We start from the raw sequence: 22,820 nt of genomic DNA, 5'->3' as shown, positions 1-22,820 counted from the left end.
TCAGGCCGCCACGCTGGCGGTGAACAGGTAACCGGCGCCGTGAATGGTGATGATCAACTGGGGTTCGGCCGGATCGTCGTGCAACTTGCGGCGCAGGCGCCCGACCAGCACGTCGATGGAGCGGTCGTTGGGCACCCATTCGCGGTTGCGGATCTGGTCCATCAACTGGTCGCGGCTGAGGGTGTGGCCGCTGTTGCGCAGGAACACGCTGAGCAACTGGTATTCGCCGTGGGTCAGCAGGGTTTCGCTGCCGGACGGGTCGATCAGGCGACGGCGGTCGGTGTCCAACGCCCAGTCGGCGAACTGCTTGACCGGCTTGGCCGCCACGACGGCCGGCGCTGGGGTTTGCGCATGACGGACCCGGCGAATCAGGTTTTTCGCCCGGGACACCAGTTCCCTTGGATTGAGGGGTTTGATCACGTAGTCATCGGCGCCGCATTCGAGGCCGACGATGCGGTCGATTTCATCGTTGCGCCCGGTGATCAGGATGATCCCGACTTCCGAACGCACCCGCAGCTCGCGGGTCAGGGTCAGGCCGTCCTTGCCCGGCAGGCGGATGTCGAGCATCACCAGGTCGACGGTCTGGCTGGCGAGGAAGGTTTCCGCCAGTTCCGCCGTGGCGGCGCAATGGACTTCGTAGCCTTCCTGGGACAGGTAGGCGTGCAGCAGATCGCGAATCAGCGGATCGTCATCGACGATCAATACCCGAGGAGTCATCGCTTGGTGTCCGGCTCAGGCCCGAAGGCCAGTTTCTTATTAGAGTGTTTTCCTGCATCGGCGCCAGAGAGTATCCAGTACTGAACGACTGATCAACAGTCGCTCGTCTGCACGCAAAAACGCTGGCGTCCGCCGGCCTGTAAACCATCGACCCAGGCCTCGCAAATCTGGATGCCTTGCTCCGGGGTGAAGGTACCGGGGTTCAGCCCGGACTCCAGCCACAAGCCGTCGAGCAAGGCGCTGAGGCTGATGGCGGCGAGGTCGGCGTCGAAGTTTTCCCAACCCTCCTCCCGGGCCAGTTCCGCCAGCACCTTGCGCAGGATGCCGCGATACTCGCCATAGGAATGATCGTGGGCCTGGTTGATGGCCTCGGCGGTTTTCACCGCGCCCCAGAACGCCAGCCACGCATCGATCAGTTGCGGATCGAGCAGCTCGGCGGAAAACGAACCGCGGAAAAACGCCGACAAGCGTTCCCGGGCATTCGGCGCGGCTTGCTCCATGGCGTCGCGCAGCAAGGTCATGACCCGCCCGGTAATCGCCATGTAGGCCTCGGCCACCAGTTCATCCTTGCCGGAATAGTGATGGCTGATCAGCCCCACCGAGACCCCGGCCTCGGCGGATATCTTGCGGATCGACGCGCCCTGGAAGCCATGACGCTTGAGGCACACCAGCGTCGCCTCAATCAGGTTGGCTTTGCGCAACTCCGGTTCCATGCGGGAAAAACGGGCTTCCTGATTCATCGGCGACACGCTCCTTGGTTCAATCGTTTAGGCCTGTGCGGGTAAGCGGCGGGCTGAACGACTGTACAGCAAGAGCGGGCCTCTTCTCCAGTCAGTTGCCAGTCTGGTAGACCGTGGTGCGCCCATCGCGAGCAGGCTCGCTCCCACAGTAGATTTCGGTTGTTCGCAGATTTTGCGTACACCCGTTAAACCTGTGGGAGCGAGCCTGCTCGCGAAGGGGCCAGCTCAAACAACACAGAACCCGGATCAGTCCCGATACCCCGGCGCCACTCGATCCAGCATTCTCAACAACGCCGCCCAGGCCAGCTGCATGGCATCTGGGTCAGCAAGCTCACCCTCCTCCAACGGTCGCCCCGGATCATTGAACTGCCGTTCGGTATGCGCACAGACCTCGTGCGACGGCAGTACAACTTCACCGGCGGCTTGGGCGGCCAACTGAATCTCACAGGCCTTTTCCAGGTAGTACATGCGCAGGAACGCTTGGCTCACCGTCTCGCCCACCGTCAGCAAACCATGGTTGCGCAGCATCAGTACCGACTTGTCGCCCAAGTCCGCCACCAGCCGTTGTTGCTCGCTCAGGTCCAGCGCCACGCCTTCATAGTCGTGGTAGGCAACGCGGCCATAGAACTCCATGGAAATCTGGTTCACCGGCAACAATCCGCACTTCAATGCCGCCACCGCGCACCCGGATTTGGTATGGGTGTGCAGCACGCATTGCGCATCTTCACGGGCGCCGTGGATGGCGCTGTGGATCACGAAGCCGGCCGGATTCACCGGGTACGGCGACGGCTCCACGGCGTGACCATCGAGGTCGATCTTCACCAGATTCGACGCGGTGATTTCATCGAACATCAGCCCGTAAGGGTTGATCAGAAAGTGATGCTCCGGCCCCGGAATGCGCACCGAGATGTGGGTGAAGATCAGATCGGTCATGCGAAAGTGCGCAATCAAGCGGTAACAGGCCGCCAGCTCCTCACGCAGGCGCTGCTCGGTAGCGCTGCGTTCAGGGGCCAGGTGGGTGGCGATGTTGTTCATTCTTGTGGTTCTCCAGGCTGATCGGCTGGGGCAGACAGTAAGGCTGGACGCTTGGACACGTCCAGCCGTCCGTGTTTATTTGCTGGCCCAGGCGTTGAAGCGCTCTTCGAGTTCTTCGCCATGATCGACCCAGAAACCGACGTTCATCGACAGTGCGCCCTTGAGGTTCTGCGGCGCTGTTGGCACCCATTGCGCCAGTTTGTCGTCCAGCCGTGCGGCGGCCTGGGTGTTGGTCGGGCCGTAGGGAATCTGCTGCACGTAGTTGACCTGGGCGTCCGGCTGGTTGGCGAAGGCGATAAAGCGCTTGGCCTGATCCACATGCCGGGAGCCTTTGATGATCGCCCAGTAGTCCATACCGTACAGGCTGCCGGGCCAGACCAGAGCGAGGTGGCTGCCTTTCTGTGCGGCGTCGGCGATGCGTCCGCTGTAGGTCGAGGTCATCACCACATCGCCGGCGGTCAGCCATTGCGGCGGTTGTGCGCCAGCCTCCCACCACTGGATGTAAGGCTTGAGTTCAGTCAGTTTGGCGAATGCCCGTTCCACACCCTGCGGGGTGCCGAGCACCTTGTAGACGTCTTCGGTCTTGACCCCGTCGGCCAGCAAGGCGAACTCCAGGTTGTACACCGCGCGTTTGCGCAGCCCACGCTTGCCGGGGGTTTTCTTCACGTCCCAGAAGTCTGCCCACGAGGTCGGGGCCTGAGCCAGTTTGTCGGTGTCGTAGGCAATCGCCACGCTCCACACCAGCGCGGCGGAACCGCACTCCTGCGCCGCCTCGGGGATCAACTGCTCGGCGTGGCCCAGACGTGTCCAGTCCAGACGCTCGTACATGCCTTCCTCGCAGCCGCGCATCAGGTCCGGGCCTTCGATCTGCACCACGTCCCAGTCGACATTGCCGGTGTCGACCATCACTTTGATTTTCGCCATCTCGCCGTTGTATTCGCTCTGGATCACCTTGCTTTGATCCACGGCGGCGAAGGGTTGAAAGAACGCCACGTCCTGGGCTTTTTGTCCGGCTCCGCCGTATCCGACCACCACCATGTCCGATGCTGCCTGAGCGCTGCCCAGGCCCATGGCCACGGACAACACCAAGGGATAAAAACCGTGCTTGAGCGTGTGCGATTTCATCAGTGGTTCCTCTTGCAGGTGCCACGGGACCCAAGGCCCGCGCAGCCCTTTTTTATTGTTGTGAGGTTCGGCCCAGCAGCGGGCTCGAGACGAAACTACTGCAAGGCGCAGTAAAAAAACAAGTTGATTTTTTACTGAAGGTAAATTTCTATAGCGCAATAATTACAACGAAACCTGATGCCTCTGTAGGAGCGAGCCTGCTCGCGATGGACCTGAGAACGCCGCGGGGTGTCAGATACCCAGCGTTATCGTTGACGACCATCGCGAGCAGGCTCGCTCCTACACAGGTCAGCCTGCCTGGAGTACCGGTACCATGACGACCTCTGCACCCGCTTTCGCGCACCTGTTCGAACCCCTGGAGATCCGTGGCAAGCGCCTGAAGAACCGCATCATGTCCAGCGGGCACGACACCTCGATGCCCACCGACAACCTGGTCAATGAACAATTGATCGCCTATCACCGGGCGCGTGCCGAAGGCGGTGCCGGGTTGATCGTGCTGCAAGTGGCCGGCGTGCATGACAGTGCGCGCTACACCTCCCACGTGCTGATGGCCACCGACGATGCGTGCATCGAGGGCTACCGCAAACTGGCGCAAACCTGCCATGCGCACGGCACTGTGGTGTTGTCCCAGGTGTTCCATCCGGGGCGGGAGATCATGGAGTCCAGCGATGGCCTGCTGGCGGTGGCCTACTCCGCCTCGTCGGTGCCCAACGAACGCTTCCGGGTGATGCCCCGCGCGCTGGACCAGGCGATGATCGACGAGATCGTCGCCGGTTACGCTGCTGCCGCCCGCCGCCTGCACCAGGCAGGCATCGATGGCGTCGAGGTCGTGGCCAGCCACGGTTACCTGCCGGCGCAGTTCATCAATCCGCGGGTCAACCGGCGTACCGATGGTTACAACGGTGAGCTGGAACAGCGTTTGCGTTTTCTGCGCGAGGTCATAGCCGCTGTGCGCGAGGCGACCGACGAGCAGTTCATCGTCGGCCTGCGCATCTCCGCCGACGAGCGCGACCCGGAAGGCCTGACCGAGGACGAATCCCTGGCCGCCGTGCAGTCACTGCAAGCGCAGCTCGATTACGTGCACATCGTCGCCGGCACTTCGGCGTCGCTCGGCGGCGCGGTGCACATCGTGCCGCCGATGGCGATCGAAGCGGCGTACCTGGCTAAAGAAGCCGGGACGTTCAAGGCCGGTTTGAACATTCCGCTGTTCGTCACCGGGCGCATCAACCAGCCCCAGGAAGCCGAGCTGATTCTGGCTCGCGGCCAGGCCGATGTGTGCGGCATGACCCGGGCGCTGATCTGCGATCCGCAAATGCCCAACAAGACCGACACCGGCCGCGTCGAAGACGTGCGGGCGTGCATTGCCTGCAATCAGGCGTGCATCGGCCACTTCCACAAGGGCTTGCCGATTTCCTGCATTCAGCACCCGGAAACCGGGCGCGAACTGATCTTCGGCGAACGCCGACAAGCGCCACGGCGCAAACGCATCATGATTGCCGGCGGTGGTCCGGCCGGGATGAAAGCCGCCACCGTCGCGGCCCAACGCGGCCATGAGGTGACGTTGTACGAAGCCAGCTCGCAACTGGGCGGCCAGGTGTTGCTCGCGCAGTTGCTGCCACGGCGCAGCGAATTCGGCGGTGCCAGCACCAACCTGCAACGGGAAATGGAACTGGCCGGCGTGCGCGTGGTACGCAATACCCGAGTCGACCGGGCACTGGTGGAGCAGGAAAAACCGCACGTGGTGATTGTCGCCACCGGCGCCGAGCCGTACTGGCCGCCCTTCGAGCGCGGCGGTGAATTGCAGGTGGTGGACGCCTGGCAAGTGCTGCGCGATGAAGTACGGATCGGCCGTTCGGTGGTGGTGGTCGACTGGCGTTGCGACTGGATCGGCCCCGGCATCGCCGAACGTCTGGTTCGAGCCGGGCACCAGGTGCAACTGGCGGTCAACGGCACCCATTGCGGGGAAAACCTGCCGCTGTACGTGCGCGATCAACTGGCCGGCGAGCTGCATAAGCTGGGCGTGCCGATCACGCCCTACGCGCGGCTGTATGGCTGCGATGACAACACGGTGTACCTGCAACACACCGCCAGTGGCGAACCGATGCTGATGGAGAACATCGATACGCTGGTGCTGTGCCAAGGGCATCAACCGGTGGATACCCTGGGCGCTGAGTTGCAAGGGCTGGTGGAGTTTCGCCGCATCGGCGACTGCCTGGCGCCGCGTACCGCCGAAGAAGCGATTTATGAAGGACTGAAAGTCGCGTGGGAGCTTTAAGGCTGTTTATACTCCGGGGCTTTAACGGCTAACACCGCCCCTGTAGGAGCGAGCCTGCTCGCGATGAACCCGAGAACACCGCTGGGTGTCAGGCTTCCAGCGTTATCGTTAACGACCATCGCGAGCAGGCTCGCTCCTACAGGGGGATGTGGCCCCTTCCCGGTTCGGAATTTTCCATGAGCAACAATAGCAAGTCCCAGCCCGCCGCCGAACCGCATTTTCTCGGCACGCGCATTCGCGGCCTGCGCAAGCGCCGGGGCATGACCCTGGCGGAACTGGCACAACAGAGCGAACTCACCGCCGGCTACATCAGCCAGCTGGAACGCAACCTCGCCTACCCGTCGATTCCGGCACTGTTCAACATTGCCCGCAGTCTCGGCGTCACCATCCAATGGTTCTTCGCCAGTGAAGCGGTCACCGCGCCCGAAGACGATGGCGTCGTGGTGCGCAAGAACAGCCGCCTGAACGTGCATTACGAAGACGGCATCGTCGACCAGTTACTGACCCCGCAAGCCAACCGCCAACTGGAAATGCTCCACTCGCGTTTCCCGCCCGGCACCTACAGCCAGCAAAGCTACAGCCACGACGGTGAAGAGGCCGGCTACTTGCTCTCGGGGAGTTTCGAGTTGTGGGTCGGCGAGCGCCATTTCCAGCTCAATGAAGGCGACAGCTTCAGCTTTTCCAGCCAGGAACCGCACCGCTATGGCAACCCCGGCGATGTCGATGCAGTGGTGATCTGGGTAATTACGCCACCGACGTTCTAACGTCGGCTGCGACCGCTTGCCTGAGTGGTACTCGCACGCTTGAGGGTGTCGCTCGGCAGCTCGTTGAACAACGCGCGGTAGCTGCTGGAAAACCGCCCCAGATGCCAGAACGACCAATGCATCGCCACCTCGGCCACGGTGGTTTGCGTCGGCGTGCGGCTGAGCAGTTCGCGGCGGGCGCTGTTGAGTCGGCGCAGGCGCAGCCATTGGGTCGGCGCCATGCCGGTGTAGGTCTTGAACGCATGCTGCAACTGGCGCAATGAAACCCCGGCAACCTGGGACAACTCCAGCAGGTTGAGGTGTTCTTCCGGGGTGTCCGCGGCCCATTCCCCTACCCGCTTCATAATCGCCCGCTCCCCGGCCCGACGCTGCAAGGCCCCTTGGTCGAGGCCGACACAGGCGTTGTCGAGGATGAACAGGCAGTCCTCCAGCAGTTGCTGGGTCAGCGCTTCGCGGCTCGGTGGATCGAAGGTCTGCGACAGCCGCGTCAAGGTCCCGCTGAGCCAACGGCAGAACAGCGCGTTCTGCTGGGAGTTGAGCGGTGCCATGAACAGCCCTTCAAGCCTGGCGATGTCGAGACTGTGGCGCTTTACAAACTCCGGCCCGAACACCACGGCGATTTCCTGGTAGTTCTCCGGAGTGATCCAGATGTTGCGGCTCTCGCCATTCAACAGGTACAGCGCGTTGTCGCCGCGATCGAAACAGAACGACAACGAACCCTGGGGCGCGCTGAAATTCTGCTCGACCCGGGTGTTCATCGACTCTTCGTAAATCTCCACGCCCTGCAGGTCCAGATAACGCACCAGGCCTGCGAAATGCCCCGGCGACATCTGCTGGTATTGCTGCACCCAGCCCGGCGTGGCACGGATTTGCTCGGCGACATCGGCGGTGTTGAACGCTTGGACCTGAAGGGAAGTGGAACCTGTCATGGGGCGACCTTACGCACTCTTTTGGTGCGCTTTGTGCTGCTTAAAGTGGATAGATGGAACCGCAAGGCTCGCACAAGATAGTCGTCAACGCGCTACAGGGGAAGTGTCCGGCGGATGAAACCGGTCTCTCCTGGCGTTAATAAAACCAATAACGAGGTCTTTATGAATGTCCCTTTCGATCAGCTGTTCACTTGGCTGAAAGATCACAAGATTACCGAAGTCGAGTGCGTCGTCAGCGATCTGACCGGCATTGCGCGCGGCAAAATTGCACCGACCAACAAGTTCCTGCATGAGCGAGGCATGCGCCTGCCGGAAAGTGTCCTTCTGCAAACGGTAACCGGGGACTTTGTCGACGACGACATCTACTACGACCTGCTCGACCCGGCCGATATCGACATGGTCTGCAAGCCGGACGCCGACGCCGTCTACGTGGTGCCATGGGCCATCGAGCCGACCGCCATCGTGATCCACGACACCTTCGACAAGTTCGGCAACCCGATCGAACTGTCGCCGCGCAACGTGCTGAAGAAAGTCCTGCAGTTGTACACCGACAAAGGCTGGCGGCCGATCGTCGCGCCGGAAATGGAGTTCTACCTGACCCAGCGCTGCGAAGACCCGGACCTGCCGCTCAAGGCGCCGATGGGCCGTTCGGGCCGTGCCGAAAGCGGTCGTCAATCGTTCTCCATCGACGCGGCCAACGAATTCGACCCGCTGTTCGAAGACGTCTACGATTGGTGCGAACTGCAAGGTCTGGACCTCGACACGCTGATCCACGAAGACGGCCCGGCGCAGATGGAAATCAACTTCCGTCATGGCAACGCCCTGGACCTGGCGGACCAGATCACCGTGTTCAAGCGCACCATGCGTGAAGCGGCGCTCAAGCACAACGTGGCCGCCACCTTCATGGCCAAGCCGGTCGGCGACGAGCCGGGCAGCGCCATGCACCTTCACCAGAGCGTGGTGGACATTGCCACCGGCCAACCGATCTTCGCCGATGCCGATGGCAACATGAGCGAGCTGTTCCTGCATCACATTGGCGGCCTGCAGAAGTACATCCCGAAAGTGCTGCCGATGTTCGCACCGAACGTGAACTCGTTCCGCCGCTTCCTGCCGGACACCTCGGCACCGGTGAACGTCGAATGGGGCGAAGAAAACCGCACCGTCGGCCTGCGCGTGCCAACCTCCAGCCCTGACGCCATGCGCGTCGAGAACCGTCTGCCGGGTGCCGATGCCAACCCGTACCTGGCCATCGCCGCCAGCCTGCTGTGTGGTTACCTGGGCATGGTCGAGCGCATCGAGCCGAGCGCTGCGGTGCAGGGCCGCGCCTATGAGCGTCGCAACCTGCGCCTGCCGATCACCATCGAGGACGCCCTGACCCAGATGGAAGAGTGCGACACCATCAGCCGCTACCTGGGCAGCAAGTTCGTGCGGGGCTATGTCGCGGTCAAACGCGCCGAGCACGAGAACTTCAAGCGGGTGATCAGTTCGTGGGAGCGCGAGTTCCTGATGCTTAGCGTCTGAGATCTGCGCTTTCCTTAAGACCTTCGCGAGCAGGCTCGCTCCCACAGGGGAACGCATTCCAAATGTGGGAGCGAGCCTGCTCGCGAAGACGGCCGCCAGAACACCAAAGAAACTTCGGTATAACCCAATAATTCCAAGAAGGTATCGACATGCGTCTTTTGAAATCCGTGGTCCCGGCCGCGCTGGCGGTTCTGTTCAGCGCCGTTGCCCAGGCCCAACCCCAGGTCAGCGTCTACAACTGGACCGACTACATCGGCGAAACCACCCTCGCCGACTTCCAGGCCAAGACCGGGATCAAGGTGATCTACGACGTATTCGATTCCAACGAAACCCTGGAAGGCAAACTGCTTGCCGGTCGTACCGGGTATGACGTGGTGGTGCCGTCCAACCACTTCCTCGCCCGCCAGGTAAAGGCCGGCGCGTTCCTTAAGCTCGATCGCGAGCAACTGCCGAATTTCAAGAACCTCGACCCGAAATTGCTGGCGCTGCTGGAGAAGAACGATCCGGGCAACTCGCACTCGGTGCCGTACCTGTGGGGCACCAACGGCATCGGCTATAACGTCGACAAGGTCAAGCAAGTGCTAGGCATCGACAAGATCGATTCCTGGGCCGTGCTGTTCGAACCGGAAAACATCAAGAAGCTCAGCGCCTGCGGCGTGTCGATGATGGACTCGGCGGACGAAGTGTTCCCGGCGATGCTCAACTACATGGGCATGGACCCGCGCAGCGAAAGTGTCGAGGACTACAAAAAGGCCGAAGCCAAGCTGCTGCAGATCCGCCCTTACATCACCTACTTCCACTCCTCCAAGTACGTCTCGGACCTGGCCAACGGCGACATCTGCGTGGCGTTCGGTTACTCGGGTGACGTGTTCCAGGCAGCCAACCGTGCCAAGGAAGCCAAGAACGGCGTGAACATTGCCTACGCCATTCCCAAGGAAGGCGCCAACCTGTGGTTCGACCTGCTGGCCATCCCCGCCGACGCCAGCAACCCAAAAGAAGCTCACACCTTCATCAACTACCTGCTGGACCCGCAAGTGATTGCCAAGGTCAGCGAGTCGGTCGGCTACGCCAACCCGAACCCGGCCGCCAAGCAGTACATGGACCCTGAGCTGGTCAGCAACCCCGAGGTTTATCCGTCCCAGGAAGTCCTCGACAAACTCTACATCTCCACCACGCCGTCGCAGTCGATCATGCGCCTGATGACCCGCTCGTGGAGCAAAGTGAAGTCCAACAAATGAATCAGTACACCAAGGAACACACCCACTCCTATTACGCAGCGTCTGCCAAAGGCATGAAGCAGCGTCCCGCGCTGGCCTCGGACCTTACGGCCGATGTCTGCGTGGTCGGCGCGGGTTTCACCGGCATCAACACCGCCATCGAACTGGCCCAGCGCGGGCTCTCGGTGGTCCTGTTGGAGGCCCGGAGAGTCGGCTGGGGCGCCAGCGGGCGCAACGGTGGCCAGTTGATTCGTGGTATCGGCCATGACGTCAGCGGTTTCGCCAAGCACATCGGCGCCGATGGCGTGCAATACCTGGAACACGCCGGGACCGAGTCGGTGCAAGTCGTGGCCAAGCGCATCCGCGAGCACGGCATCGATTGCGACCTGAGCTGGGGCTTCTGCGAACTGGCCAATACCCCTGCCCAGTTCAAAGCGCTCAAGGCCGAGCAGGTGGAACTGATCGAGTCCGGTTATGCCTTTGAAACCCGACTGGTCGCGCCGCAGCAGATCCGTGAACAGGTGGTGAACTCCGGTGTGTACGCCGGCGGCCTGGTGGACATGGGCTCGGGGCATTTGCATCCGCTGAACCTGGTCCTTGGCGAAGCGCAAGTTGCCGAGTCCCTTGGGGTGCAAATTTTCGAGCAGAGCCCGGTGCTGGAGTTGATCCATGGCAGCACGGTGCAGGTCCGTTGCGCCGGTGGCACGGTGCGCGCGGACACCTTGGTGCTGGCCTGCAACGCGCACCTCGAAGAGTTGGAACCGAAGCTCAGCGGCAAAGTACTCCCGGCAGGCAGCTACATCATCGCCACCGAGCCGTTGTCGGAAGACGCCGCTGCAAAACTGATCCCGCACAACCTCGCGCTGTGCGACCAGAAGGTCGGCCTGGACTACTACCGGCTCTCGGCTGGCCGGCGTTTGCTGTTCGGCGGTGCCTGCCATTACTCCGGGCGCGATCCTTCGGACATCAGCGCCTACATGCGCCCGCAGATGCTCAAGGTGTTCCCGCAACTGGCCGATGTGCGCATCGATTATCAGTGGGGCGGCAAGATCGGCATCTCGGCCAACCGCTTCCCCCAGGTTGGGCGCCTGAGCCAGCACCCGAACGTGTTCTACGCCCAGGGTTACTCCGGCCATGGCCTGAACGTGACCCACTGGTGCGCGAAGTTGTTGGGCGAAGCGATCCATGCCGGCCACAGCAAAGGCTTCGACGTGTTCAGCGCCGTGCCGCACATGACCTTCCCCGGCGGACGCGCTCTGCGTTCACCCTTGCTGGCCCTTGGCATGTTCTGGTATCGGATGCGGGAAGTGCTGGGTTGACCACCGGGCGCCTGATGCGAGTTGTCCCTCGCTTCAGGCGTCCCGGCAGGTCAGGTGGGGCTGCGGCGACCTCTAGAGATCGCCGCGCACATTCATTGAGGCATCTGGATGTTAATGCCCTCCTTCTGCATTTCTTCCCGTACCGACTGGAATTTCTGGTACTTGGACAACTCGATCGGCCTGTCGTAGGTCATGCTTTGCATCTTGCGTGGCGGGTATTTGATGTAGGTCTGCATCAGTTTGTTGATCGCCTGACTGATCGGCACCATTGTCCAGGTACGCTCGGTGATGTTACTCGGCGACAACTCGTTTTCGGTGAAGTAGAACCACTCTTTACGTCGCTCGATTCATCCCCCCTGCGGCGGATAGTGTTCACGTTGCGACTTTCGATTTGCTCAATTGCAAGTCACCTCTATATTGAGGGGGTGCTCTGACTTTCCTGCCTTCTGTTGAGCTTGACCCATGGCGACTACTGATCAGCTGATCATCTGCGAGCACTGCGACAGCGTTTACCAAAAAGTAACGCTCGCCAAACATCAAAAAACCCTGTGTACGCGCTGTGGCGGCGTGCTTCAGCGCTATAACGGCCTCACGGTGGAACAGCGTCTTGCGTTGACCTTCACCGCGTTGATGCTCTGGATATTCGCCAATTTCTATCCGGTGATGAGCATCAACCTCAAAGGCGTGAAGAACAGCGCAACGCTCTGGGACTCGGTGCTGGCCCTGAGCCTGGGGCCTATCACGTTCATCGCCATGGTGGCGGCAATCGCCATGATCATCGCGCCGATTTTCCAGCTGTTGCTGCTGATCTGGGTGCTGGGCTTCGCCCTCGCCCGGCAACGCTCGCCCGGATTCAAATTCTGCATGCGCTGGCTGGAAACCCTGAGGCCCTGGAGCATGCTCGAAGTCTGTCTGCTGGGTGCCATGGTCGCGGTGATCAAGCTCGCCGGACTGCTCGATGTGTTGCCCGGCATCGGCTTGTTTGCCTTGGCTGCGTTGAGCCTGATGATGATCCGCATCGCCGGGCGCGATATTCGCGAACTATGGGACATTGTATGAGCACGCCTCCTTACGCCGACGAGCTCAACCTGTGCCTGTGCCACACCTGCGGGCTCGCCTGCGACATGACCTTCGAGCCCCACGAATGCGAGCGTTGCGGTGCACCGCTGCACCGGCGCAAAAACAATTCGCTGACACGCACCTGGGCCTTCATGATCGCGGCCCTGGTGTTCTACATCCCCGCCAACTTGCTACCGGTGATGAACACCCAAATGGTCGGCAATGGCGCCGACAGCACGATCATGAGCGGCGTGCTGGAGTTCTGGGAGGCCGGAGCCTGGGACATCGCCCTGATCATTTTCATTGCCAGTATCGCGGTGCCGGGCATCAAGTTCGTCGCCATCACATTGCTGCTGGTCACCGTGCAGCGCGACAGCGAGTGGGCACGTAAAGAGCGCTCGACGCTGTACCGCTTCGTCGAGGTCATCGGTTACTGGTCGATGCTCGATGTGATCGTGGTCGCCCTGGTGGCCTCGCTGGTCAAGTTCCAGGCCCTGGCCGATATCGAACCGCGCCCGGGCATTCTGTTTTTTGGTCTGGTGGTGGTATTTACCATGCTGTCGGCAATGAGTTTCGATCCACGCTTGATTTGGGATAAAGAACGGGAAAACCCACACAATGAGGAGGTCACGGATGAAGTCACAAGCCACTGACGGGCCGCAAGCCCCCGGGCTCGCGCCGATCAAGACCCGCCGTTTCAGCGTTTCGCTGGTCTGGATCGTCCCGATCGTCGCGGTGCTGGTGGGTATTTCGCTGGTGGTTCACAGCATTTTGCAACAAGGACCGACCATCGTTGTCACGTTCAAGACCGGGGACGGCCTGACCGCGAATAAAACCGAGGTCAAATACCGCAATGTCGTGATTGGTCATGTCTCCGATGTGGAGCTCAGCGGTGACCAGAAGAGTGTCAACGCCACCATCAAACTGGAAAAGCAAGCCGAAAGCTTTACCCGAGAAGATTCGCAGTTCTGGGTCGTGCGGCCGCGCATTGGCGCGGGCGGTGTGTCCGGCATCGATACGCTGCTGTCGGGCGATTACATCGGTGCCGATATCGGCCAGGCCAACGGCCGGGCAAAAAACTTCAAGGGGCTGGAAAACCCGCCACCCATCACCTACGGCGAGCCGGGCAAGCGTTTCACCCTGTTCACCCAGGACCTCGGGTCACTGGATATCGGCTCTCCGGTCTACTACCGCAAGATCCCGGTGGGTCAGGTGGTGGCCTACGCGCTGGACCCGGATGGCAAGGGCGTGAACATAGAACTGTTCATCCATGCACCCCATGACAAGTACGTTACCGAAAACACCCGTTTCTGGAACGCCAGCGGCATTGATGTGAACGTCGGCGCCAATGGTTTTGCGGTCAAGACCGAATCGTTGTCTTCCTTGCTGGTGGGCGGCATTGCCTTTCGCGCGCCCGACTACAGCCCCGGCGATAAACCTGCTGCCGCAGAGTACGCCTACGAACTGTTCGAAGACCAACAAACCGCCCTCGCCCCGCCTAACGGCAAGCCGCAGTACCTGGCCATGCGCTTCGACCAGGCACTGCGCGGGCTCAAGGTCGATGCCCCGGTGGAATTCCTCGGCGTGGAAATCGGCAAGGTGGTGGCGGTCAATCTGGATTACGACGAGACAAAGCGTTCCTTTCCAATCAACGTCGGTATCGTGATCTACCCGCAGCGCCTGGGCCAGGCCCACATCAAAATGCTCAAGGCGCTCAAGCATGATCCCAATGACGAAGCCGCTGGCGTGCGGCTGATCGGCACCTTCATCGAAAACGGCCTGCGTGCCCAGGCCCGCACCGGCAACTTCCTGACCGGCCAGTTGTACATTGCCCTGGATTTCTACCCCAAGGCCGACAAAGTCGCCTTCGATGCAAACGCGCGCCCGGTCATGATTCCGACCCTTCCCGGCAGCCTTGAGCAATTGCAGGAAAAACTCGAATCCATGGTCGACAAGATCAACAAACTGCCGATCGAGCGTATCGCCGGCAATCTCGATGGCAATCTCGTTGAACTGCGCAAAGGCATGATGCAATTCAACGGCAAGATCTTGCCTGGTGTGCAAACCACCTTGTCGGACGTCAGCAAGACGCTGGAAACGGCCAATACGACCCTGCAATCCGCCAGTTCGACCTTGGCCGATGACTCGCCACAACGGGAAAAACTGGGGCAGACCCTGGATGAACTGGGACGCACGTCGAGATCCTTGCGTGATCTTTCGGATTACCTGGGACGGCATCCGGAATCGCTGCTTCGCGGCCGTCCGAACAATGCCGCACCCATGGATCTGCAAGGGCCACCGCGCAATTGAACACAGGAGCAACACCCATGGCTTTTCCGCTGAAGTTCACATTGGTCACTGCGATGTTGCTGCTCGCCGCCTGCCGCAGTGACCCGATTCAATTCCACACCCTGACCCCGGCGCAGCAGGGCGATCATTCAAGGACCACCGTTGGGGTGATCCAGATCGAGACGATCAGCGTGCCGCCCCAGGTCGATCGAGCGCAGATCGTCATTCGCGAGGGCAACAGCGGCCTGGCGATCCTGGAAACCCAATGGTGGGGCTCGACCCTCGTGGACGAATTGCGCAGTGCGCTGGCCGACCAACTGAGCAACAGTCCTGTACAAGGCCGACATTCGGTGCGGGTCGATGTGCAGCGTTTTGACTCGGTCCCCGGCCAGTACGCCTTGATGGACGTGGAATGGCGCCTGCGCAGTGCCAGCACCGGCGACACGGCACGGGTGATTTGCCGCAGCGCCTTGCAAACGCCTTCGGGCGCGAGCGTCGATGACCTGGTGCTTGCCCAGCAAAACAACGTCAAACGCCTGGCCGCGCTGATCAGCCAGGCTGCCGCCAGGCCACAGGCGAGTTGCCCTTCGCCCTGAACGCCTTCCCCCCGGATTAACGGCGACAAGTTCGCCGTTAATCCGTCCCGACTGTTTCCTGCTGTCATTCCCCGCGACAGGCGGCCAGCAGCAACTGGCACCGTCAAGTGCGCCGAGGCGCACGACAAAAGGCGGCCGGGGGCAGCACGATATTCTGATCGACGGTATCGTTTGATCGACGAGTCGAACCACAGTGGATACAGTGCTGCTAATCTGAATGAAAATTACATGTATTAACGGTTTTTTTGACGTTATTTTCTCATTTGGATCTCTACATTTCCCGCACTTCAAAAACATGCAAATGATTCGCATTGGTTAACTGGCGTTTGAATGCGCATGACTTTCAAAAAATGCACCAGGAGCAGCCCGCAGAATGATTCCAAAAATCCCTTCGTTCTTGAAAAAAGCCCTGCTGGCCACCGCTTTGCTGAGCGCTGGCCAGGTCTATGCCGCTGACTCCGTCGGCATCGTGGTGTACAACGCGCAACACGCAAGCCTGACCAAGGCCTGGGTCGAGGGATTTACCCAGGAAACCGGTATTCCCGTCACCCTGCGCAACGGTGATGACACCGAGATGGGCAACCAGATCGTGCAGGAAGGCGCGGCTTCGCCGGCGGACGTATTCCTGACCGAAAACTCCCCGGCCATGGTCCTGGTCGACAACGCCGGGCTGTTTGCGCCTGTCGATAAAACCACGCTGGAGCAGGTTGACTCCGCCTACCGTCCGGCCCATGGCAAATGGGTAGGGATCGCCGCACGCTCCACGGTGTTCGTCTACAACCCGAGCAAACTGCCGGAAGCCGACCTGCCGAAATCGATCATGGACCTGTCTTCGCCGAGCTGGAAGGGTCGCTGGGGTGCATCGCCCGGTGGTGCTGACTTCCAGGCCATCGTCGCAGCAATGCTCGAACAAAAGGGTGAAGCCGCCACGCTGGATTGGCTCAGGGCGATGAAAACCAACTACGCCAACTACCGCGGCAACAGTTCGGTCCTCAAGGCGGTGAATGCCGGACAGATCGACAGCGGCGTGATCTACCACTATTACAGCCTGGTGGATCAGTCCAAGACGGGCGAAAACAGCAAGAACACCGCCCTGCACTATTTCAAGCACAAAGACCCGGGCGCTTTTGTCAGCATCTCCGGCGGCGGCGTCCTCGCTTCCAGCAAACACCAGGAACAGGCCCAGGCGTTCCTCAAATACATTACCGGCAAGGATGGCCAGGCTGTCCTGAAGAACGGCAAGTCGTTTGAATACGCCGTGGGCAAAGGCGCTGCATCCAACCCTAAACTGGTGCCTCTGAATCAACTCGATGCGCCGACTGTCGATGCTTCGAAACTCGACAGTAAAAAAGCCGTGGAGCTGATGACACAGGCCGGACTGCTCTAAATTGATGCCAGAAACCCTGCCAGCGGGGGTCGCTGAGGCGACACCCGCACATTTGCGTCGACGTTCCCGTGGAGTCTTTGCGGGACGTGGCGGTGTATGGGTGATCGGTTTGTCGGTGCTGGTTTCATTACTGGCACTGCTACCGATAGCCTACGTTATTGGCGTGTCCCTGCAGACCGGCTGGTCAACCGTTGTGGCCCTGGTGTTCCGACCTCGGGTCGGTGAACTGCTGGTCAACACCGTGTTGCTGGTGCTGCTGACGATTCCCTTGTGCGTCGCCCTGGGGGTGACGCTGGCCTGGCTCACAGAACGCACGAATCTGCCGGGGCGGCGCTGGTGGTCGTTGCTGGCCACCGCGCCGCTGGCGGTGCCTGCGTTCGTTCACAGCTACGCCTGGGTCAGCCTGGTGCCACCGATTCACGGCTTGTTTGCCGGTGTCCTGGTCTCGGTCATCGCCTACTTCCCGTTCCTGTATTTGCCGGTGGCGGCCACCTTGCGCCGGCTCGATCCGGCCATCGAAGACGTCGCCGAATCCATGGGGCTCAAACCCTGGAAAGTGTTTTTCCGCGTGGTGTTGCCGCAATTGCGCCTGGCGATCTGCGGCGGCGCCTTGCTGGTCGGCCTGCATCTGCTGGCCGAATATGGCCTGTACGCCATGATCCGCTTCGACACCTTTACCACCGCGATCTTCGATCAGTTCAAATCGACCTTCAACGGTGCGGCTGCGCACATGCTGGCCAGTGTCCTGGCGCTGTGTTGCCTGGCGATGTTGACGGCCGAATCCGCCGCCCGGGGTTCCGCGCGTTACGCTCGCGTCGGTTCGGGAAGCGCCCGGGAGCAACGGGTCGTGCGCCTGAACCCGACCTCCACCCTGCTCTCGCTGACGCTGCAAATCGTGACCTGCGCCCTGGCCCTGGGCGTGCCCTTGATTACCCTGGGTAAATGGCTCATCGCCGGCGGTGTGGAAGTCTGGGACATGGCCGAATTGTTGCCCGCACTGGAGCAAACCCTGCTGCTCGGCATCGCGGGCGCGGCGCTGACCACCTGCGCGGCGATCCCGATTGCCTGGCTGTCGATCCGCTACCCCGGTCGAATGCAACGGGTGCTGGAGAGCTGCAACTACATCACCAGTTCCTTGCCTGGCATTATCGTTGCCCTGGCGCTGGTGACCGTCACGATCCATTTTGCCCGGCCGATCTACCAGACCACCTTCACCGTGCTGCTGGCTTACCTGTTGATGTTCTTGCCCCGTGCCCTGGTGAGCCTGCGTGCAGGCATTGCCCAGGCCCCGGTGGAACTGGAAAACATGGCCCGCAGCCTTGGCCGCTCGCCGGCCCGGGCACTGTGGCTGATCACCCTGCGCCTGGCCGCACCGGGGGCTGCCGCCGGCGCGGCGCTGGTGTTCCTGGCGATCACCAACGAATTGACCGCCACCCTGCTGCTGGCCCCGAACGGCACGCGGACCCTGGCGACCGGGTTCTGGGCCTTGACCAGCGAAATCGATTACGCAGCCGCTGCGCCTTACGCCTTATTGATGGTTGTGCTGTCGCTTCCGTTGACCGGACTCCTTTATCACCAATCGAAAAAAACGGCTGGCCGATGAACACTCTTGAATTGAATGCCCTCTACAAGTCCTATGGCGCCCATTGCGCCCTGGACAACGTCAGCCTGTCGGTGCCGAGCGGCAGTCGCACGGTCATCGTCGGCCCTTCAGGCTCAGGCAAGACCACGTTGCTGCGGATGATTGCCGGCTTCGAGTTCCCCGATTCCGGACGCCTGTCGCTCAACGGCCAGACCCTGGTCGACGGCACCCACGAAGTGCCGGCCCATCAACGTCTGATTGGCTATGTGCCACAGGACGGCGCACTGTTCCCGCACATGACCGTGGCGGCGAACATCGGCTTCGGCCTGGCGACCAAGGGCACTGAAAAACAGCAGCGCGTCGCCGAACTGATGGACAGCGTGGCCCTGGAGGCGAAGATGGCCGAGCGCTGGCCCCATGAATTGTCCGGTGGCCAGCAACAGCGCGTGGCCCTGGCCCGAGCCCTGGCGCAACAGCCACGGCTGATGCTGCTGGACGAGCCGTTCTCGGCGCTCGATACCGGATTGCGCGCCGCCATGCGCAAGATGGTTGCGCGGCTGCTGGAGGACGCGGGCGTCACCACCATCCTGGTCACCCATGACCAGAGTGAAGCCCTGTCGTTCGCTGACCAGTTGGCGGTGATGCGTCATGGCCGACTGGTGCAGTCAGGGCATCCGCTGGACCTTTACCGTTATCCCGAAGACGAACAGACCGCCTTGTTCCTGGGGGATGCCGTGGTGATGCCCGCGCGCATCGAGGCCGGTTGGGCCCATTGCGACCTGGGGCGGATCCCGGTCAACAACCACCGCAACAACAGCTCGGCGCAGATCATGCTGCGACCCGAACAGCTGCAACTGGCCAGCATCCTCCCCAGTGACCTGGAAGCCAGCGGGTGCCGGGCGGTGGTCACCGATCGGGACTTCAGCGGCAACACCTGCACGCTGACGGTGGAACTCCAGTCATTGACTCGTAGCGAGCAACCGGGCCGATCACTGCTGGTGCGCAGTTCCGGCATGTATGCACCACCCGCCGGCAGCTCGGTTCAGGTCTCGACCATTGGCCATGCCCATGTACTGAGCGAGGTGTGATCGTTCACAGATCGAATCGATCCACCGCCCGGCGTCGCTCGTTGTCATCGCGCACATCGTAGTTGGCCGTGGTCTGGATATTGCTGTGGTGCGCCAGCTTCTGTGCAATCGACAAGTCATGCTCTTCGATCACCCGGGTGATGAATGAACGCCGGAAGTCGTGGGGCATGATTTTCACCCCGACCTGCGCGCCCCGTTGCCGGGCGATGTAGTAAATCGCGTGTTTGGTGATGCGTTCACGGGTGATATGGCTGCCACGGCGGATGCGGTTGAACAGGAACGGATCGTCCGTCTCACCGTCCTTGAGCAGCGACCGACGCAGCTCAAGCCAGGCTTCAAGCTTGGCGAAGGCCCAGGCCGGGGCGTACTTGATCAACTGTTTGTTGCCCTTGGCGGTCACCCGCAGGCTGCGCTCGGTGAAGTCGACCTGGTTCAGTTCCAGGTTCACCGATTCGGATTTGCGCATCCCGGAACCGTACAAAATCCCGATGATCGCCGCATCCCGCAGGCCTTGTGGCCGCGGATCGGCAGCGCAGACCGCCATCAGCTCCCGGATCAGCGTGCGCCTGAGATTGCGCCCCTGGGACAGCCGTGTCCCGGCCATGCCCTTCACGGTACGCATCTTCAACAGGTGCTCCTGAGAGATCAGGCTCATGCGCCACGCTTCGTTCATCACCCCGCGCACTGCGTTGACATACAGCGAAGACGTGTTCGGCGCATAGCCGTCCGAACGCAAGGTGGCCACCAACGCAATGACGTCCTCTGGCTGCAGATTGTGCCAGGGAATTTCCTCGATATCGTGGTCTTCGAAGCCCAGGCGGTCGGCGGCATCCTGCAGCACATAACGCATGGTCAGTTGGCTGGACGACGCCAGTCGCGCCAGATACAAGGTCAGTGGATTGGTGATGGGGGTGCGGGAATCAGTTACAGGTAAGTCAATCAAACGAAACGGCCTTGAATTAAAACAGTTCAATGAAACAACTAAGAAGTAAAAAAACAATGATGTAAAGCCTAATTGCGTTTACAGCCCCAGAGTTGCCCAGGAGACAGGCATTTCTCCCTTTTCCCGGCCCTGTATCGGCGACGAGGAAATCACTGCCGTAGAGCATGCCGCTGTTCTTCAGGCCTTGCGCCCGCTGCAGTGCTGGGCAGCCTGGGCATTGTCCTGGGGGTTGAAACGGCCGGAAGTGGCTTTTTTCAACACGATAGGCGAATTGAAATATGGCCTTGCCTATCCTGACTCGATTTTGATTATTCCTCAGGTGGCACCATGAGCCCGCTATTGCTGCTGGTCGCCTGTCTGCGACCTGCCTGGAAAGCCTTGGCGTGGCACTGCTCACCCTCGGCGTCATAACCATCAATTCTCGACCAGCTCGTGCGCCTGAATCAAGGAATGCCCCATGAGAATCAGTGTATTTGGTAGCGGATATGTCGGCCTGGTGCAGGCAGCGGTATTGGCGGAAGTCGGCCACGACGTGGTCTGCATGGACGTTGACGAGAATAAGGTCGAACTGCTCCAACAGGGCCACGTGAGTATTTTCGAACCCGGGCTTGCCAGCCTGGTACGCGAAGGTCTTGACGCCAGACGGTTGCAATTCACCAGCGACGAAAAATTCGCCGTCCAGCACGGACAGGTGCTGTTCATCGCAGTCGGTACGCCGTCCCGGGATGACGGCTCGGCGGACTTGCGCTATGTGATGTCGGTGGGCGACGCCGTGGCCCGTCATCGCGAGCAACCGGCGATCCTGGTGGAGAAATCCACCGTCCCGGTCGGCACCGGGGATGCCTTGCGTGCACACATCGACAAATGCCTGCTCAGCGCCGGGCGCGTATTGCAGTTCGATATCGTCTCCAACCCGGAGTTCTTGAAAGAAGGTTCGGCCGTGGCCGACTGCCGACGCCCGGACCGTATCGTCATCGGCTGTGAACGCGAAGAAGTACGCGAGGTGATGCGTGACCTGTACTCGCCCTTCAACCGCAACCATGAGCGCATCATGTTCATGGACCTGCGCAGCGCCGAGCTGACCAAGTACGCGGCCAACTGCATGCTGGCGACCAAGATCAGCTTCATCAACCAGATCGCCGAACTGGCCGAGCACCTGGGCGCCGACATCGAATCGGTGCGCCTGGGCATCGGCGCCGACTCGCGTATCGGCTATCACTTCATCTACCCCGGTTGCGGCTACGGTGGCTCATGTTTCCCCAAGGACATGCGCGCCCTGATCCACAGCGCCGAACAGGCCCATTGCTCCAGTGACCTGCTGCAAGCGGTGGAAGCCATCAACGAGCGACAGAAATTCAAGCTGTTCGAGCGCATCAACGCGTTCTACAAGGGCAACTTGCGTGGCAGGACCTTTGCCTTGTGGGGCCTGGCGTTCAAGCCAAACACCGACGACATGCGCGATGCACCGAGCCGGGTGTTGCTCGAATCCTTGTGGGCCGCCGGGGCGAATGTCCGTGCGTTCGATCCGGAAGCCATGCAGGAAACCCAGAAGCTGTATCCCGATGAATCGAAGCTGATGCTCATGGGTACGCCCGAGTCGGTCCTGTCCGGTGCCGATGCGCTGATCATCTGCACCGAATGGCAACAGTTCAAGGCGCCGGACTTCCAGCTGATCCAGCAGCGGCTCAATGCACCGGTGATCTTCGACGGCCGCAACCTGTATGACTCAGACCGTCTGGCACGCATCGGCTTCACCTACTTCCCGATCGGCCGGGGCGAGTCGAGCAAATTGCCGATTCCGTACCAGCAATGGTTTGCCGAGTCAGTGGTTGCCTGAACACCCTGATCCCCCTGAAAAACGACCGCACTCTGATCCTGTTCACCGCCGGCTGCCTGCTCAGCACCGTGGTGCACGGACGATTTACCTTTTACCTGTCGCAGTACCTGCTGGTGACCAGCAATCCCCGGCACACCATGGAAATCATGGCCGCCCTGCTCGCCTGCATTATGCCTTGAGTGCACTCGCTGCCCTGGGTGGTTTGCTGTGCTACACAAGCGGCCGACGGGGCGTTTTTAAGCAATATTAATGCACTGAAAGCTCATTAATATGAATTTGTCAGTAGCTGGATTGAACGGCACACTGTGCGCGTTCCTCCCCCAACAGTTGGAACAACTTCAAGGGCTTTCTGGGTTCCCCAGCTAAGCCTTTTTTTTGCATGGATTTTTTCTGCCGG

General features: G+C 61.0%; 20 protein-coding genes and 3 pseudogenes. 16 read left to right on the top strand and 7 right to left on the bottom strand.

Going from position 1 to position 22,820, the window contains the following annotated elements; all coding sequences use genetic code 11:
- The 4 genes from AC3IT9_RS13695 to AC3IT9_RS13680 form a co-directional block, all read right to left on the bottom strand.
- Entirely contained in the window at window positions 1–717 is a 717-nt protein-coding gene (locus AC3IT9_RS13695) for a response regulator (RefSeq protein ID WP_353742928.1), read from the bottom strand.
- A 92-nt stretch (window positions 718–809) separates the two neighbouring features.
- A complete protein-coding gene (locus AC3IT9_RS13690; RefSeq protein WP_110659255.1) occupies window positions 810–1,457 on the bottom strand; it encodes a TetR family transcriptional regulator C-terminal domain-containing protein in 648 nt (215 codons plus the stop codon).
- Window positions 1,458–1,703: 246 nt separating this feature from the next.
- Window positions 1,704–2,492: a class II aldolase/adducin family protein gene (locus AC3IT9_RS13685; protein ID WP_489273376.1), complete on the bottom strand. Its 789-nt coding sequence runs from the start codon at window positions 2,490–2,492 to the stop codon at window positions 1,704–1,706.
- A 75-nt stretch (window positions 2,493–2,567) separates the two neighbouring features.
- Complete coding sequence (locus tag AC3IT9_RS13680; protein WP_150723976.1) at window positions 2,568–3,617, bottom strand: ABC transporter substrate-binding protein; 1,050 nt, start codon at window positions 3,615–3,617, stop codon at window positions 2,568–2,570.
- Window positions 3,618–3,930: 313 nt separating this feature from the next.
- On the opposite strand from AC3IT9_RS13680, the gene AC3IT9_RS13675 reads away from it, so the two are divergent.
- Entirely contained in the window at window positions 3,931–5,892 is a 1,962-nt protein-coding gene (locus AC3IT9_RS13675; RefSeq protein ID WP_150723977.1) for an oxidoreductase, read from the top strand.
- A 176-nt stretch (window positions 5,893–6,068) separates the two neighbouring features.
- Entirely contained in the window at window positions 6,069–6,656 is a 588-nt protein-coding gene (locus tag AC3IT9_RS13670; RefSeq protein ID WP_353742924.1) for a cupin domain-containing protein, read from the top strand.
- Here the strand turns inward: AC3IT9_RS13670 and AC3IT9_RS13665 are convergent.
- Window positions 6,653–7,585: a helix-turn-helix domain-containing protein gene (locus tag AC3IT9_RS13665; protein ID WP_150723979.1), complete on the bottom strand. Its 933-nt coding sequence runs from the start codon at window positions 7,583–7,585 to the stop codon at window positions 6,653–6,655. The genes AC3IT9_RS13670 and AC3IT9_RS13665 overlap by 4 nt on opposite strands.
- Window positions 7,586–7,747: 162 nt before the next feature.
- Between AC3IT9_RS13665 and AC3IT9_RS13660 the strand changes: the two genes are divergently transcribed.
- The 3 genes from AC3IT9_RS13660 to AC3IT9_RS13650 all read left to right on the top strand — a co-directional run bounded on the left by AC3IT9_RS13660 (window position 7,748) and on the right by AC3IT9_RS13650 (window position 11,642).
- Window positions 7,748–9,106, top strand: a complete 1,359-nt coding sequence (locus AC3IT9_RS13660; protein WP_090455086.1) for a glutamine synthetase family protein — start codon at window positions 7,748–7,750, stop codon at window positions 9,104–9,106.
- 149 nt (window positions 9,107–9,255) lie between these two features.
- Window positions 9,256–10,344: a polyamine ABC transporter substrate-binding protein gene (locus tag AC3IT9_RS13655; RefSeq protein ID WP_423502920.1), complete on the top strand. Its 1,089-nt coding sequence runs from the start codon at window positions 9,256–9,258 to the stop codon at window positions 10,342–10,344.
- Window positions 10,341–11,642, top strand: coding sequence for an NAD(P)/FAD-dependent oxidoreductase (locus tag AC3IT9_RS13650; RefSeq protein ID WP_150723981.1), 1,302 nt, complete (start codon window positions 10,341–10,343; stop codon window positions 11,640–11,642). The genes AC3IT9_RS13655 and AC3IT9_RS13650 overlap by 4 nt, the downstream gene beginning before the upstream one ends.
- Before the next feature lie 92 nt (window positions 11,643–11,734).
- Here the strand turns inward: AC3IT9_RS13650 and AC3IT9_RS13645 are convergent, their stop codons facing one another.
- Window positions 11,735–11,947 carry a hypothetical protein gene (locus AC3IT9_RS13645; RefSeq protein WP_489273375.1) on the bottom strand — a complete coding sequence of 71 codons (213 nt, stop codon included), beginning with the start codon at window positions 11,945–11,947 and terminating at the stop codon, window positions 11,735–11,737.
- A 157-nt stretch (window positions 11,948–12,104) separates the two neighbouring features.
- Here AC3IT9_RS13645 and AC3IT9_RS13640 point away from each other — a divergent pair, with 157 nt between their 5' ends.
- The 7 genes from AC3IT9_RS13640 to AC3IT9_RS13610 all read left to right on the top strand — a co-directional run bounded on the left by AC3IT9_RS13640 (window position 12,105) and on the right by AC3IT9_RS13610 (window position 19,643).
- A complete protein-coding gene (locus AC3IT9_RS13640) occupies window positions 12,105–12,701 on the top strand; it encodes a paraquat-inducible protein A (RefSeq protein ID WP_150756068.1) in 597 nt (198 codons plus the stop codon).
- Window positions 12,698–13,354 (top strand): paraquat-inducible protein A, encoded by a 657-nt coding sequence (locus AC3IT9_RS13635; protein ID WP_489273374.1) that lies wholly within the window; start codon window positions 12,698–12,700, stop codon window positions 13,352–13,354. The genes AC3IT9_RS13640 and AC3IT9_RS13635 overlap by 4 nt, the downstream gene beginning before the upstream one ends.
- Entirely contained in the window at window positions 13,335–15,011 is a 1,677-nt protein-coding gene (locus AC3IT9_RS13630) for a PqiB family protein (RefSeq protein WP_150756066.1), read from the top strand. The genes AC3IT9_RS13635 and AC3IT9_RS13630 overlap by 20 nt, the downstream gene beginning before the upstream one ends.
- A gap of 17 nt (window positions 15,012–15,028) precedes the next feature.
- Window positions 15,029–15,586 carry a PqiC family protein gene (locus AC3IT9_RS13625; RefSeq protein ID WP_150756065.1) on the top strand — a complete coding sequence of 186 codons (558 nt, stop codon included), beginning with the start codon at window positions 15,029–15,031 and terminating at the stop codon, window positions 15,584–15,586.
- Window positions 15,587–15,959: 373 nt separating this feature from the next.
- Window positions 15,960–16,973, top strand: coding sequence for an iron ABC transporter substrate-binding protein (locus AC3IT9_RS13620; protein WP_489273373.1), 1,014 nt, complete (start codon window positions 15,960–15,962; stop codon window positions 16,971–16,973).
- Window positions 16,974–16,977: 4 nt separating this feature from the next.
- Window positions 16,978–18,576 (top strand): ABC transporter permease, encoded by a 1,599-nt coding sequence (locus AC3IT9_RS13615; RefSeq protein WP_150758110.1) that lies wholly within the window; start codon window positions 16,978–16,980, stop codon window positions 18,574–18,576.
- Window positions 18,573–19,643 (top strand): ABC transporter ATP-binding protein, encoded by a 1,071-nt coding sequence (locus tag AC3IT9_RS13610; protein ID WP_150758111.1) that lies wholly within the window; start codon window positions 18,573–18,575, stop codon window positions 19,641–19,643. Before AC3IT9_RS13615 ends, AC3IT9_RS13610 begins: the two co-directional genes overlap by 4 nt.
- 4 nt (window positions 19,644–19,647) lie before the next feature.
- Here the strand turns inward: AC3IT9_RS13610 and AC3IT9_RS13605 are convergent, their stop codons facing one another.
- Window positions 19,648–20,586 (bottom strand): site-specific integrase, encoded by a 939-nt coding sequence (locus AC3IT9_RS13605; protein ID WP_489273372.1) that lies wholly within the window; start codon window positions 20,584–20,586, stop codon window positions 19,648–19,650.
- Between the two features lie 205 nt (window positions 20,587–20,791).
- Here AC3IT9_RS13605 and AC3IT9_RS13600 point away from each other — a divergent pair.
- The 4 genes and pseudogenes from AC3IT9_RS13600 to AC3IT9_RS13585 form a co-directional block, all read left to right on the top strand.
- Window positions 20,792–20,890 (top strand): annotated as a pseudogene (locus AC3IT9_RS13600) (hypothetical protein); the annotation flags it as partial.
- A gap of 67 nt (window positions 20,891–20,957) precedes the next feature.
- Window positions 20,958–21,047, top strand: a pseudogene (locus tag AC3IT9_RS13595) (4-amino-4-deoxy-L-arabinose-phosphoundecaprenol flippase subunit ArnF); the annotation flags it as partial.
- The gene (locus tag AC3IT9_RS13590) at window positions 21,044–22,423 is read left to right on the top strand and encodes a UDP-glucose dehydrogenase family protein (RefSeq protein WP_150758112.1); all 1,380 of its coding nucleotides are present in this window, start codon (window positions 21,044–21,046) and stop codon (window positions 22,421–22,423) included. The pseudogene AC3IT9_RS13595 and the gene AC3IT9_RS13590, both read left to right, overlap by 4 nt.
- A pseudogene (locus AC3IT9_RS13585) lies at window positions 22,420–22,590 on the top strand (MFS transporter); the annotation flags it as partial. The gene AC3IT9_RS13590 and the pseudogene AC3IT9_RS13585, both read left to right, overlap by 4 nt.
- Window positions 22,591–22,820: the final 230 nt, after the last annotated feature.

The organism is Pseudomonas sp. KH_046_1, assembly GCF_057839025.1.
The sequence above is the reverse complement of the archived record's forward strand: the minus strand, read 5'-3'. Positions and strand labels throughout refer to the sequence as shown.